Source organism: Actinokineospora cianjurensis, assembly GCF_003663795.1.
Taxonomy (GTDB): Bacteria; Actinomycetota; Actinomycetes; order Mycobacteriales; family Pseudonocardiaceae; genus Actinokineospora; species Actinokineospora terrae.
This window is the reverse complement of sequence record NZ_RCDD01000003.1, coordinates 245,801-258,682: the sequence shown is the minus strand read 5'-3', so window position 1 is coordinate 258,682 and position 12,882 is coordinate 245,801. Positions and strand designations below refer to the sequence as shown.

The 12,882-nt window shown below is 70.8% G+C and carries 13 protein-coding genes and 1 tRNA gene; 10 read left to right on the top strand and 4 right to left on the bottom strand.

The window, feature by feature from the left end:
- Positions 1–91 precede the first annotated feature (91 nt).
- Positions 92–892 carry an AfsR/SARP family transcriptional regulator gene (locus tag CLV68_RS20845; protein ID WP_121392593.1) on the top strand — a complete coding sequence of 267 codons (801 nt, stop codon included), beginning with the start codon at positions 92–94 and terminating at the stop codon, positions 890–892.
- Here CLV68_RS20845 and selA read toward each other — a convergent pair.
- A complete protein-coding gene (gene selA / locus CLV68_RS20840) occupies positions 879–2,153 on the bottom strand; it encodes an L-seryl-tRNA(Sec) selenium transferase (protein WP_121392592.1) in 1,275 nt (424 codons plus the stop codon). The two genes, CLV68_RS20845 and selA, sit on opposite strands and share 14 nt — an antisense overlap.
- Before the next feature lie 12 nt (positions 2,154–2,165).
- Positions 2,166–2,257 (bottom strand) — tRNA-Sec (locus tag CLV68_RS34100).
- A 35-nt stretch (positions 2,258–2,292) separates the two neighbouring features.
- On the opposite strand from CLV68_RS34100, the gene selD reads away from it, so the two are divergent.
- From selD to CLV68_RS20825, 3 genes are read left to right on the top strand one after another with little or no spacing between them, the layout of a single operon-like run.
- Positions 2,293–3,270 carry a selenide, water dikinase SelD gene (gene selD, locus CLV68_RS20835; RefSeq protein ID WP_121392591.1) on the top strand — a complete coding sequence of 326 codons (978 nt, stop codon included), beginning with the start codon at positions 2,293–2,295 and terminating at the stop codon, positions 3,268–3,270.
- Positions 3,271–3,293: 23 nt separating this feature from the next.
- Positions 3,294–3,947 (top strand): DUF899 domain-containing protein, encoded by a 654-nt coding sequence (locus CLV68_RS20830; RefSeq protein WP_121392590.1) that lies wholly within the window; start codon positions 3,294–3,296, stop codon positions 3,945–3,947.
- An 8-nt stretch (positions 3,948–3,955) separates the two neighbouring features.
- Positions 3,956–5,539, top strand: coding sequence for a selenocysteine-specific translation elongation factor (locus CLV68_RS20825; protein WP_121392589.1), 1,584 nt, complete (start codon positions 3,956–3,958; stop codon positions 5,537–5,539).
- Here CLV68_RS20825 and CLV68_RS20820 read toward each other — a convergent pair.
- Positions 5,471–5,875, bottom strand: a complete 405-nt coding sequence (locus CLV68_RS20820; RefSeq protein WP_121392588.1) for a MauE/DoxX family redox-associated membrane protein — start codon at positions 5,873–5,875, stop codon at positions 5,471–5,473. The two genes, CLV68_RS20825 and CLV68_RS20820, sit on opposite strands and share 69 nt — an antisense overlap.
- Positions 5,876–5,967: 92 nt before the next feature.
- On the opposite strand from CLV68_RS20820, the gene CLV68_RS20815 reads away from it, so the two are divergent.
- The 6 genes from CLV68_RS20815 to CLV68_RS20795 all read left to right on the top strand — a co-directional run bounded on the left by CLV68_RS20815 (position 5,968) and on the right by CLV68_RS20795 (position 9,178).
- Positions 5,968–6,651: a hypothetical protein gene (locus CLV68_RS20815; protein ID WP_121392587.1), complete on the top strand. Its 684-nt coding sequence runs from the start codon at positions 5,968–5,970 to the stop codon at positions 6,649–6,651.
- A gap of 250 nt (positions 6,652–6,901) precedes the next feature.
- The gene (locus CLV68_RS20810) at positions 6,902–7,360 is read left to right on the top strand and encodes a hypothetical protein (RefSeq protein ID WP_170224533.1); all 459 of its coding nucleotides are present in this window, start codon (positions 6,902–6,904) and stop codon (positions 7,358–7,360) included.
- Complete coding sequence (locus CLV68_RS20805; RefSeq protein ID WP_121392585.1) at positions 7,332–7,874, top strand: hypothetical protein; 543 nt, start codon at positions 7,332–7,334, stop codon at positions 7,872–7,874. Before CLV68_RS20810 ends, CLV68_RS20805 begins: the two co-directional genes overlap by 29 nt.
- A gap of 187 nt (positions 7,875–8,061) precedes the next feature.
- On the top strand, positions 8,062–8,190 hold the full coding sequence (locus tag CLV68_RS35725; RefSeq protein WP_281274682.1) for a hypothetical protein: 129 nt from the start codon (positions 8,062–8,064) through the stop codon (positions 8,188–8,190).
- 87 nt (positions 8,191–8,277) lie between these two features.
- Positions 8,278–8,754 carry a hypothetical protein gene (locus CLV68_RS34095; RefSeq protein ID WP_246010016.1) on the top strand — a complete coding sequence of 159 codons (477 nt, stop codon included), beginning with the start codon at positions 8,278–8,280 and terminating at the stop codon, positions 8,752–8,754.
- 70 nt (positions 8,755–8,824) lie between these two features.
- Complete coding sequence (locus CLV68_RS20795) at positions 8,825–9,178, top strand: hypothetical protein (RefSeq protein WP_121392584.1); 354 nt, start codon at positions 8,825–8,827, stop codon at positions 9,176–9,178.
- Between the two features lie 551 nt (positions 9,179–9,729).
- On the opposite strand, the gene CLV68_RS20790 is transcribed toward CLV68_RS20795, so the two are convergent.
- Positions 9,730–12,879, bottom strand: a complete 3,150-nt coding sequence (locus CLV68_RS20790; protein WP_121392583.1) for a S8 family serine peptidase — start codon at positions 12,877–12,879, stop codon at positions 9,730–9,732.
- Between the last annotated feature and the right edge of the window lie 3 nt (positions 12,880–12,882).

The window sequence follows — 12,882 nt, the reverse complement described above, 5'->3', positions numbered from 1 at the left end:
GCTGGACCGCCGCCCCGGTACCCGGCAACGATCGGCGGTCCGGCGTCCTGCTGCCCGCCAGGTCGTGTCCCGCCACCAGCCAGGGGTAATCATGCAGGTCACCGTGCTCGGCCCGCTCACAGCCATCGGTTCGTCCGCAGGCGCGGCGCCGGTCGGCGTGGCACCCAGTGCCACCAAGCCGAAGCAAGTACTCGCTTTGCTCGCGTTGCGCGTCAACACCGTGGTGTCCACCCCGCGCCTCATCGACGAGCTGTGGGGGACGCGCCCGCCCAAGAGTGCCGTTGTGACGCTCCAGACCTACGTTTTGCGTCTACGTCGGTTGCTGACACCTCTTGCGGACGTTCCCATTCGCTCGATCCTCACGACGGCGACGGGTGGGTACTCCTTGTGTCTAGAGCCGACGCAGATCGACTACGAGCGCTTTCGGCAGCGTGCGTCTCTTGGTGCGGACGCGCTTGCTGGGGGAGACGTCGCCAGGGCCGCTGCTCTGTTGCACAGTGCGCTATCGCTGTGGCGTGGTCCCGCGCTCGCTGATGTCCGAGTAGGACGGTTGCTGGAGACCCATGTGACGACGATGGAACAAGAGCGGCTCAGTGTGCTGGAACAGCGCGTGGACGCCGATCTCCGGTTGGGAAGGCATCTGGGGATGTTGGGTGAGCTGGCCGGGCTGACCAGGGAGCTGCCGCTGCACGAGAACCTGCATGCCCAGTACATGGTCGCCTTGTACCAGGCTGGTCGGCGCTACCAGGCTCTAGAGGTGTTCCGGCAGCTGCGCTGTGCCTTGGCGGAGGAGTTGGGGCTGTCGCCGACTGGTTGGGTTGAGCGTGTGCATCAAGCGATCCTGGCCTCCGACGAGGTGGGATCACCGCTGCTGGAACTCAACCGACGCTGAGGACGGCGTTGAGCACCGCGTCGTCGTCGGACTCGAGCACGCTGCGTAGGTCCAGCAGGCATCGCCCTCGCTCGGTTCGCCCGACGACCGGGGTGAGCCCGACGCGCAGAGGTTGTGCGTACGACTCGGGCAGGCTTACCGCTGCGCTGGGAAGTTCTACGCCTGGAGCCCCACCGCCACCTACGACCGCGATGGATGGGACGACCGCTACGTCGACACCGCGTTCGGACAGTGCTGCCGCAAGCCGTTCAGCCCGTCGAGTGAGGTCGTCCAGATTGGCCTCTAGAGCTGAGACGACTGGCGGTCGTGGTCCGCGCAGCGTTGCCTCTAGAGCTGCCAAGGTGAGCTTGTCGACGCGAACCGCGCGAGCTGCTGGATGTCTGCGCAGGCGTTCGATGAGGTTCGCCGCGCCGAGCAGGAGACCTGCCTGCGGGCCGCCGAGGAGCTTGTCCCCGCTCGCGGTGACCAGGGAAGCACCGTCTCGCAGCACGGTGGCCGCGTCCGGCTCGGCAGGCAGAGCCGGGTGCGGGGCGAGCAGGCCGGAGCCGATGTCGACGACCAGCGGGACGCCGAGCCCGGCCAGGTCGGCCACGGTGGGGGTGCTGGTGAAGCCGGAGACGACGAAGTTCGACGGGTGGACCTTGAGCACGAACCCGGTGTCGCCGGTGATCGCGTCGGTGTAGTCGCGGACCGTGGTGCGGTTGGTGGTGCCGACCCCGCGCAGGTGGGCGCCGGTGGAGCGCAGCAGGTCGGGGATGCGGAACCCGTCGCCGATCTCGACCAGCTCACCCCGGCTGACCAGGATGTCCCTGGTGCCCGCCAGCACGATCGCGCACAGCAGCAGTGCGGCGGCGTTGTTGTTCACCACGTGCGCGTCCTGGGCGGCGGGCACCGCGGCCCGCAGCGCGTCGATGGTGCCCTGGCCGCGGCGGCGCCGTGCGCCGGTCGCCAGGTCGAACTCGATGTCGGTGGTGCCCGCGGCGGCCTGCACGGCGGCTCGCGCGGCGGCGGACAGGGGAGCGCGGCCCAGGTTGGTGTGCACGAGGACGCCGGTCGCGTTGATCACCGGTCGGGGTGCGGCGCGCAGAGCGGTCCTGGCGTGGTCGGCGACCTGGTCCGGTGTGATGCGCCCGGCGCGCACGTGGTCCTGGGCGGTGCGGATCGCGGCCTTGACCGGGTCCTTGCCGAGGGTGTCGACCTCGGCTGCCAGCTCGGCCAGGACGGCGTCGGTGCGGGGTACCTGCCTGCGCGGGTCGGTCATGGGCGCGCTCGGCGGAGGCGGACGGGAATCGAACCCGCCAGCGGCAGGACCTGCCGCTCACCGGTGTTGAAGACCGAGCCGGCCACCAGGCCGGAGACGCCTCCCCTGGACACTCGGTGATCATGACACACTGCCGGGTGTGACCGATCGGCTGACCCGGTACGCCCACGGTGGCGGTTGTGCCTGCAAGATCCCGCCGGGTGAGCTGGAGCGGGTGGTCGCCGGGCTGATCAGGACGCCGGCCGATCCGCACGGTGACCTGCTGGTCGGCCTGGACACCGGCGACGACGCGGGCGTCGTGGGCCTCGGTCCGGATCTCGCGCTGGTGGCGACCACGGACTTCTTCACCCCTGTGGTGGATGACGCCTACGACTGGGGCCGCATCGCCGCCGCGAACGCGTTGTCCGACGTGTACGCCATGGGCGGGCGGCCGGTGGTCGCGCTGAACCTGCTGGGGTGGCCGCGTGACGTGCTGCCGGTGGAGTTGGCGGCGGAGGTGCTGCGTGGCGGCGCGGATGTCGTGGCGTCCGCCGGGTGCCACCTGGGCGGCGGGCACAGCGTGGACGATCCGGAGCCGAAGTACGGCCTCGCTGTCACCGGTGTCGTCGACCCGAGGCACATCATGCGCAACTCCTCTGGTCGCGCGGGAGTGCCCTTGTCGCTGACCAAGCCTCTTGGGCTGGGAGTGCTCAACAACCGCCACAAGGCGACTGGAGAGGTGTTCCCGCACGCGGTCGAGGTGATGGCAACGCTCAATCGGGATGCCGCAGCAGCAGCGGTCGCTGCCGGTGTCACCTGCGCGACGGATGTGACCGGCTTCGGTTTGCTCGGTCATCTCCACAAGCTCGCTCGCGCTAGCGGCGTCACGGCGGTCATTGACTCGGCAGCGGTCCCTTACCTTGACGGTGCCCGCGAAGCCCTCCGCGACGGTTACGTCAGCGGCGGCACACGGCGCAACCTGGAATGGGTAGCCCCACACACCTCGTTGGGCTCGGACTCGCTCTTGCTCGCGGACGCGCAGACCTCCGGTGGGCTGCTCATCGCCGGTGAGATCCCCGGCGCGACCGTGATCGGCGAGCTGGTGCCGCGCGACTGTCACACCGTCGTGGTGCGATGAACGCTCCCGATGGAAGAGGACAGATGAATCGACCCCAGGTTGTGTCCAGAGAAGAGTGGCAGGCCGCGCGCGACGAGTTGATGGTGAAGGAGAAGGCCCTCACCCGCGCGCAGGACGCCCTCGCCGCCGAACGCAGGCGCCTGCCCATGGTGCGGGTCCGCTCCGACCACGAGTTCACCGCACCGGACGGCAGCACCGTGGCCTTCCCCGGCTTGTTCGACGGCAAGCGCCAGTTGGTCGTCTACCACTTCATGCGCGCCGCGGGCAGCGCCGCGATCTGCGGTGGCTGCGCCACCTTCACCGACAACGTCCCCGACCTGCCCCACCTCGCCGCCCGCGACACCCGGCTCATCCTCATGGCACCCGCGCCGCAGGAGGAGATCGAGCCGGTGCGCGCCCGCTTCGGCTGGACCACCCCGTGGTACTCCGCTTACGGCAACGGCCTGTACGAGGAGATAGGTCTAGGTGGCGGCTTCGCCCTGTCGGTGTTCCTGCGCGACGGCGACGAGGTGTTCCACACCTACGAGACCACCTCGCGTGGAGTCGACCGTCTCCGGCTGGACTTCAGCCTCCTCGACCTCACCCCGTACGGGCGGCAGGAGCAGTGGGAGGACTCGCCGGAAGGCTGGCCGCAGGACCCGACCATGCGGTGGTTGCGGCTGCGCGACGAGTACTAGGTGACCCGGTGCGGGTGATCGCGACGGCCGGGCACGTCGACCACGGCAAGTCGACCCTCGTCCGGCTGCTCACCGGCATGGAACCCGACCGCTGGGAGCAGGAGCGGCGCCGCGGCCTGACCCTCGACCTGGGGTTCGCCTGGACGTCGCTGCCGGGGGTCGGCGAGGTCGCGTTCGTCGACGTCCCCGGGCACGAGCGGTTCGTCCCCACCATGCTCGCCGGGGTCGGCCCCGCGCCAGCCGTGCTGTTCGTCGTGGCCGCCGACTCGCCGTGGATGCCGCAGGCCGAGGAGCACCTGGCCGCCATCGACGCGCTGGGGGTGGCGCACGGCCTGCTGGTGGTCACCCGCGCCGACCTGGCCGACCCCGGGCCGATCCGACGGGACGCGCTGGCCAGGATCGCGCGGACCTCGCTGGGGCCGGTGCCGTCGGTCGTCGCCAACGACGGGATCGGGGGACTGCGGACGGCGGTCGCGGACCTGGTCGGGGGCCTCCCCGCGCCCGATGTCGACGGTGGTGTCCGGTTGTGGGTCGACCGGTCGTTCACCGTCGCCGGAGCGGGCACGGTCGTGACCGGCACCTTGCGGGCGGGCACGATCCGGCCGGGCGACGAGCTGCTGCTGCGCGGGAAGTCTGTGCGGGTGCGTGGCGTGCACGCGTTGGGCGAGGCGCGGTCGTCGGTGTCGGCCGTGGCTCGGGTGGGGGTCAACCTGCGTGGGGTAGAGCGGTCCGAGGTGGAACGCGGGGACGCGTTGGTGTCTAGAGGCGGCTGGTGGGACGCCCAGGTTGTCGACGTCACCTGCGCGGGGCTGGCTCGGCAGGTGGTGGTGCACATCGGTGCCGCCGCTGTGCCCGCCCGCGCGCATGCCTTGCCTGATGGGAGCAGGCTGTTTCTTACGCGGCCGCTGCCTCTATGCGTGGGGGATCGCGTTCTGGTGCGCAATCCGAGTACGCACGGCATCGTCGGGGGTTCGGTCGTGGACCTGGACCGGTTGGGTCGATCGCCAGTGTTCACGGCCTGCCAGCGCACGCCGTTGGGGCGCACGGGTCGAGTGGTCGCGGGGGAGTGGTACACCGACCAGTGGGACGCATTGTCGACGCGTGCACGGTCGGAGTTGGCCGTATGGCGCTTGGACCATCCGCTGGAGGTAGGGCTACCGACGGAGACCTTGCGGCGGAAGTTGCGGCTGCCTAGCGCTGAGCTTGTGGCGCCGCTGTTGTCCGGCCACGATAGTCCTGACTTACCGAAGGCTGTCGTGGTCGCTTTGGACGCGTTGACTGTGGACCTCTCGGCCGCGCCGTTCGCCGCTCCGGACGCGACTCGGTTGCGACAGTTGGGGTTGGGGTCGCGTGAGGTCGCGGTGGCGGTGCGCGCGGGACGGTTGGTGAAGCTCGCCGATGGAGTCGTCCTGTTGCCCGGGTCTGTGGAGGACGCCGCTCGCGTGTTGGCGGGTCTCGCGCAGCCGTTCACCACGAGTCAGGCGCGGCAGGCACTGGGGACGTCTCGGCGGGTCGCGTTGCCGCTACTGGCGTTGCTTGATCGCACGGGCGTGACCAAGCGGCTGCCCGACGACACTCGTCAGCTGCGGTAGTAGCCACCACACCATCGCCAACACAAACCCACCGGCTAGAGCTAGCGCTATCGGCACCTCAGGCTCTAGTGCGGCGCCTACGGCGAAGAACACCGCTCTAGCCACAACCAACCACGTGACCGGGCCTTCGCCGCGGAAGCAGCCGCACGGCGTCCCGGGATGGCGCCTCTTCCGGTCAACGAGGTAGAACGTGAAAGCCGCATAGAGGGCAACGACAGCGTAAGGGGTCAGAAACACCGACGCGGCAACCGTTAGCTCGACGGCCGCGAGCCAGCGGTGGTCGAACGCGGCGAGCAGCAACAGGATCGCCGCACCGGCCGCCACGGTTCCCAGCACGTCATCACGCTAGACCCCTTGCGCCGACTGGGAATCCGACATTCGGTGGAACCGGTTGATCACGCGTTCCCGCTGCTCTAGCGTCAAGCCGCGTGACCACGGCACAGCGACTCGACTTGGTGGCGCCCAGCGGCGCCGAGGTCGCCATCACGCTGCCCGGCCTGGAGCCGGTGTCCAGCATCGCCGCCGCGGTCCGCTTCGCGGGCGGCTCGTACGGCACCGGCTTCCAGATCGGACCCCTCGGCTACCAGGCGTTCGCGGGCACCCACGTCGCCCCGGCCAAGACCACCGACCGCTTCCTGGTCCACGGCCGCGAGGTGGTCGTCACCGAGGCCGACGACGGCCAGTCCTCGACGGCCGCCCTCATCGGCACCCACCACGAACTGATGACCGTCTACGCGGGCCCAGCCCCCCGCCGCGACCGGGTCTTCGCCCTCTTCAACTCCCTCCGCGTCACCGACACCCCCGCGGGCCTGCTCGTCGCCCCACGCCGGGCAACCCTGCTCGACACCATGAGCGAACACCTCATCCTCGCCGTCCGCGGCTACGGCCAGATCTCCATCCCCGGCCCCGCCCAAGCCCGCACCCACATCCCCACCCACGCAGGCGCCCCCACCCACCACGGCGAGGTCTGGAAGGTCCCCCTCGCGGGCTCCGGCCACATGTTCGTCCTCGGCTTCCCCACCGCCGCCGCGGAAGTCCAACTGGCACAAGCCCCAACCCCCACCCGCCTGGCCTGGCTCAACGCCATCAACATCGCCTGGAACCCCCGATGACCGCGCCCGCCCGCGCCACTCCAGCGGCACCGCGGCGGCCGCGAGAGGCACGGATGGTCATCTCGCCTGTGACCGACTGGGTTACCGCTCGGACGCACTCGTCGGCGATGGCTGCCGGAAACGGCGATGTCGCGGCGGGGAGCGGGGTGGCCGCGTGCGTGGCTGAACCGGCGCGGTCGCGTGGGTGGCGGTCTCGCTGGTCGGAAGCGGTCGCCGTGCCTGCGGGTGGCGGGGGTGGGCGGTGAGCGCGATGACGGCGTTCCTGGTGATCACCTGGGTGGCCATCGTGGTGCTGTTCCTGGGGTTGGCGGCGGTGTTGCGGGAGGTCCGGTTGTTGCGGGCCGTCGTCGGGCGGGAGGCGGGTGGGTTCTCGGGGGCGGGGGACATCGAGTTGGGGGCGCGGTTCGCCGGGCGGGTGGTGTTGGCGGCGGATACCGGGTGCCCGTTGTGCCGGGAGGTGGCGGAGCGGCTCACCGACGCGGTGTTGCTGACCCACGAACCGGCGTCGGCGTGGGACGTGGGGCTGGACGTGGTGAGTGATCGGGAGGCGTGGCGGGCGGTGTCGCACCTGGCGCCGCCGGTGTTGATGTTGGTCGGGGCGGACGGGGTGGTGCGGCGGGTGTCGCTGCCCGTGCGGGCCGAGCAGGTGGACTCCGTGCTCGACGACTGGGGGGTGCGCGGTGGCGCTCACGCTGGATCGGATACCTGACCACGAGTCCGGCACCGGCCGGACCACGGCGCTCAGCGCCCTCAAGACCACCGGCAGGCGCCGCACGGTCCTGCGCGCCATCACCCTGGGCGCGCTCACCCTCGGCACCGCCGCCCTGACCTTCCCCCGCCGCGCCGGGGCCGAGGTCGGCCCGAACGCCCTCACCGGCTGGGACCGCACCGACTGCCGCGACGCCTACCCCGTCGGCTACGACGAGGACCCGGACACCAGCGGCGCCCACGTCAACGCCTACGCCGCCTGCGTGGGCGGAGCCTGGCGCGGCAGCGACTTCTGCGCGGCGGGCTGGCACAAGTACGGCACCCACACCGAGGGCGACATCCAGGTCGACCACACCGCCGTCTCCACCACCTGCGGCACCACGACCATGAAGAACGCCTGGCGCTGGACCACCCCCGACGGCAAGACCTACCGCTGCTCCGACGGCTTCAGCACCTACTGGGGCCCCGACCAGTCCGGCTACACCTACCTCACCATCTGCCGAACCCGCCTCTGACCATGCCGCACCCCACCGCGCCAACCCCGTCTCGCTGCCGTGTGGCATGTCCCGGCAGGCTGGATGTGGGGCCTGTGTCTCGCCTCGGTCCGCTTGCCAGGGTGCTGTTTGCCAGGGTGCTGTTTGGTGGAGTGCCGTGTGGCGGAGTGCTGTTTCGTGGCGTGCTGCGTGCCGGGGTGGTGGGCTGATGGGGAGGCGGTGGCACCCGGTCGGGCTCGGGGTGGGGTTGGCTGTGGCGGCGGTTGTCGGCGTGCTGTGGGTGCCCTGGGTGTTCGTGGGGGTGACGGCGGGGTTCGCGACGTCGGGGTCCACTTGAAGTCGGAACTCGGCACATGTGCTGAGCTCGCCGGTCTGGCGAGGTTCTCCCGCCTTCGCGTTCCGCGTCGGACTCCTGGTTGGTGGTGTGATCACCGCGCTGGTGCTGGTGGTGGTCGGGTCGGTTGCTCGCGCGCCGGTGCCGTGGTGGGGGCGGTGGGGGCTGGTCGGGGTCGTGCTGGTGCTGGTCGCGGTCAACGAGCTCGGCCTGGTGACGATCCGGTTCCCGGAGAACCGGCGGCTGGTGCCCGAGGGCGTGTTCCGGCTCGGCAGGCACCTCGGGCCGCTGCAGTTCGGCATCGAGATGGGCACCGGCGCCCGCACCTACCTGCCCAGCGGTCTGCCCTACATCGCCGCGACCGCCGTCCTGCTCACCGCGTCGCTGCCGCAAGCCCTCCTGGCGGGCGCAGGCTTCGGCCTCGGCCGCGCCCTCATGACCACGGCCTCCCTCAACCACCCCGACGACTGGCACGCCCTGTGGTCCCGCCACACCTCCCTCCTGACCCCACTACTCAGCGGTGCCTTCCTCCTCTCCCTACTCGGCGCCCTCCTCACCGCGACCTAAAACACCTGGCACCGGCCCCGTTCGGCTCGATAGGTTCTCCTCCGGCGAGTCGGACGAGCAGAGGTGCGCCGTGGTCCAGAACGAGAACACCACCGAGCTGTGGCGCCCCACCGGCCCCGAGGAACTCGACCTCGTCCGCCGCTCGAACTGGACCGCCTGGCCACCGCGCCTCCCGGAGCAGCCGATCTTCTACCCGGTCCTCAACGAGGACTACGCCATCAGGATCGCCCGCGACTGGAACGTCCCCCACCACGGCGTCGGCTACGTGACCCGCTTCCACGTCGACACCGCCCACCTCCAGCGCTACCCCGTCCAGCAGGCGGGCGGCCGCACCATCCTGGAGCTGTGGGTCCCAGCCGAGGACCTCCCCGAGTTCAACCACCACATCGTCGGTCCCATCGAGGTCGTCCACGAGTTCCGCTAGGCGGTTCTCGCCATGGGCGGACGATCTCGCCTTGGATGTGGGTGATGGCACGGCCACCGGAGCGGCAAGTCCGGCGGCCACATCGCCATGACCAGCGCGGCGGCACCACATCGGTGACCCGTTCCACCGGCACCGCACCGAAGATGTCCCACCGAAACCGGAGGCCGTGCACCGACCACCGGTGGACTCGCCTCGGCGCCGGACCGCGAGAGGCCATCCAAGTCATGGCCGATGTTTGGATAACCTCCCGCGGTCCGAGACGCGACCACGCCGCGTCGATCGGTCGTTGAGAGTAGGCCGGAGCGGCACCTCCTCTCCCGATCCTCGTCGGCAAGCCGGTCTGAACCTCACGACTGACAACGCAACCGGCGCGGAGCTGCCGATGGTCGCCTCGACACCGGCGACCGTAAGCGCCACAACCGAGGTCGAGAACCGCCTCGCCTCAACCGAAACGCCGCGAGCCACCGGCGGACCCGCCAACTGCTCGCACCGCTCAGCGGGCGGGTTTGGGCCCGTGGGTGCCGATCCGGTGATCGGCACCCACGGGGTGGTCAGCGGACTTGGTAGGCGCGGAGGACGGTTTGGTCGACTGTGTTGCCGTTGGTGTCGGTCGCGGTGATGTGGAGGGAGATGAAGCCGGGGGTGGTGGGGTTCTTGACCAGGGCTAAGCCGTCGCCGGTGGGGATGTGGAGGGTGGGGGTGGGGTGCCAGGTCCGGCCGTCGGTGGTGGAGTACTCCAGGCGGAGGGTGGTGATACTGCTCGCGGGGACACCGGCCTGGCGTTGGGTGTGGAGGCGGAGGGGGAGGAGGGTGCCGGGACGGGCGGTGTCCTGGTCGTCGAGGTCGGCGGTGGTGCGGACGGCCAGTAGGGGTGGGGGAGTGGTGCCGTCCTCGTGGAAGGTCCAGGTGATGTCGGCGTGGGTGCCCAGTACCGACCAGGGGACTACCCGGTCGACGACGGTGCGCAGGGTGTAGCGGCCCGGTGTGCTGGGGATCGGGAACGTCCCGATCCCGGGTAGGTCGCTGTGGCCGAGGGACACGCCGTCGCGGGACAGGTCGGTGGTCCCGGTCGCGGCCAAGGGGAGGATCGTCGACTGGTCGGGGTCGCCGCTGGAGAGTGGGGCGACGGCGACGGACAGCTCGTCGCCGACCCGGGACACCCCGAAGCCGATCTCGGGAGCGCCGAGGGATGGGCTCAACGGTCCCCGGTTCCAGTGCGTCGCGTACTGCCCGGCCCGGTAGCCGCGGTACGACACCGTCGACTCGCTGTCCGAGGTGTCCGCCGGGAACACGGCGATCACGTGCTGCCAGGTGACCCCGGTCGTGAAGTACTCCGCCCGGCGCCCCGGCAGCACCGTCTCGCGCACCTGCAGCGCCCCCGTGTTCACCCCGGGCGCGTCCAGCAGCGCGTAGTCCGCGCGGAGCGACTTGCCCGGCGCCCCCTGCGCGTAGTACCGCGCGTCGACCCGGGCAAGATCACGCGGCCGCACCGAGTACCGGCTGTCGGGGATCCCGCCCCGGGAGACGAACGCCAGGTGGTACACCGAGTCGGGTGCTTCCAGGGTGGCGCGGTGGGCCAGCAGGAACGTGTGGTCGGTGACCTTCCCCCGGGTCGGCACCAGGTACACCTTCTGCCCGGCCGGGAAGAACCACACCAGCGCCGAGGTCCGCTCGCCGCTCGCCTGCCCCGACACCAGCGACACCTCACCGCTGACCTGCGTTGCCCGCGTCCCGTCAACGGTCGTCGACACCAACCGCCCGCCGGTCGCGTCCAACCCGACCGAAGCGTCGCGGTCCACGGCAACCCCGGGCCGCGCGACCAGACTCACCTCACCGCTCGCGGCCACCTCCACCGCCTGGAAGTCGTAGCGCCCCTTGGGCAACCGCGCCACACCGGCGCCGTTCACCAAGCGCACACCGACAGCCGCGCCCGAGTCCACGTTGACCGCCTTCGCCACGGTCGACGCTGTAGCACCGGTTCGGCCCTTCAGCGTCACCGCCACGTTGTAGCTCTCGGCCTCCAACACAGCAGTCAGCCCTGTCTGGACGACCACACCGTCAGCCCTACCTGTCAGCCGACCGCTCTGCCGCCCAGGCGCACGCCCAGCAGTGTCCGCATAGACCGTTACGTCCACACTGCCGCGCGCAGGCACCACAACCTGGCCCACCGCGGGCACGAACACCGGATTATCGCTGCTGAGCACCACACTCACCGCGGCATCCCCATCGTTGCGATAGGTCACCGTCTTGCTCAACCGGCCCGTGCGCGGCCACGGCACGAACCCGTACCCGACACCGCCGCCGACCGCGCTCACCCGCTGCTCGACCGCCCGCGCCGCGTCCACCCGGCCCGCGCCCTGCTCGAACACGTCCGCCGTGGGCTTCGCGCTGCTCACCAGCACCGACTTCAGCCGGTCCGCCGACCAGTCCGGCCTGCGCTGCGCCAGCAACGCCGCGGCGCCCGACACGTGCGGGGCCGCGAACGACGTCCCGGACAACGCCGCGTAGTGCTCGTCGACCGGTGCCCTGTCACCCGCCGGAGTCCCCACGACCCTGGCCGACACGATGTCGCTACCCGGCGCCGCGATGTCCGGTTTCACCGCGTAGTCCCGTTTCCGCGGCTGCCGGGGCGAGAACGGACTGGTCGTGTCCTCTGTGGTCACGCTGCCGACCGCGATGGCCGAGTCGGCGGCCGCGGGCGTGGTCACCGAGGCGAGCGGGTCGGGGTTGCCCAGCGACCGGTCGTTGCCCGCCGACGCCACGAACAGCGTGCCGTACCGCGCGGTCAGCGAGTCCACCGCGCGCGAGAGCGGATCGGTGCCGTCGCTGTACCCGCCACCCAGGCTCAGGTTCGCCACCCGCACCTTCGGCGCGATCCACTCCAGCCCCGCGATCACCGCGGAGTCCTGGCAGCCGATGGCCGTGCACACCTTGCCGCTCACCAGGTCCGCGTCCGGGGCGACGCCGCGGAACCGGCCCCCCGAGGCCGCTCCCGTACCGGCGATGATCCCCGCCACGTGCGTACCGTGCCCGATCTGGTCGGCCGGACCGGTACCGGTGAAGTCCCGGGACTCCACTACCTTCCCGGCCAGGTCCGGGTGGGTGCCGTCGATGCCTGTGTCCAGCACGCCGACTGTCACGCCGCGGCCGGTGTAACCGTTCTCCCACGCGGTAGGAGCCCCGATCTGCGGCACGCTCACGTCCAACGCAGGCTTCGACACACCGTCCAACCACACAGACGCGCCGGAAGCCGTGAACCAGCCCCAGAACCCTGGCTCCGGGGTAAGAGCAGCGCCATCGACACTAGGAAGCGCCCGCACATCCTTGCCCGGCAGCGGAGACCGCGTAAGAGCGTCCGTGACGATCACAGGCGCGGGTCTGTCCCTGGGCAGCGTCGCCAGGTCGAACAACCGGGGATCGAGTCGACCCGCGTCGACCAAAGGCTGTGCGTCCGACGGCACCAACGAGTTCCCGTCGCGCAGGAAGCCCACGTGGTCGCGGCCGGGTGTCGGCAGGACCTGGACGACGAACTCCCCGCGCGGGCCCGGGACGACGCGCAGTCGATCACCCGTGACGAGCGTGAGGGACTCGCCCGGTGGTGGCGCCGCGGTGGCCGACGCGTGTGTCGACTGGACCGCGGATCCCAGCAGTGTTCCCACGACGAGGCAGGCCAGCACCCTGTACCGGCTCTGGTGACGCATGGC

What these genes read in the sequence shown, in the direction of transcription:
- CLV68_RS20790 (WP_121392583.1), bottom strand. Translation starts at nt 12,879, where the DNA reads ATGCGTCACCAGAGCCGGTACAGGGTGCTGGCCTGCCTCGTCGTGGGA.
- selA (WP_121392592.1), bottom strand. Translation starts at nt 2,153, where the DNA reads ATGACCGACCCGCGCAGGCAGGTACCCCGCACCGACGCCGTCCTGGCC.
- CLV68_RS20830 (WP_121392590.1), top strand. Translation starts at nt 3,294, where the DNA reads ATGAATCGACCCCAGGTTGTGTCCAGAGAAGAGTGGCAGGCCGCGCGC.
- CLV68_RS20810 (WP_170224533.1), top strand. Translation starts at nt 6,902, where the DNA reads ATGACGGCGTTCCTGGTGATCACCTGGGTGGCCATCGTGGTGCTGTTC.
- CLV68_RS35725 (WP_281274682.1), top strand. Translation starts at nt 8,062, where the DNA reads ATGGGGAGGCGGTGGCACCCGGTCGGGCTCGGGGTGGGGTTGGCTGTG.
- CLV68_RS20845 (WP_121392593.1), top strand. Translation starts at nt 92, where the DNA reads ATGCAGGTCACCGTGCTCGGCCCGCTCACAGCCATCGGTTCGTCCGCA.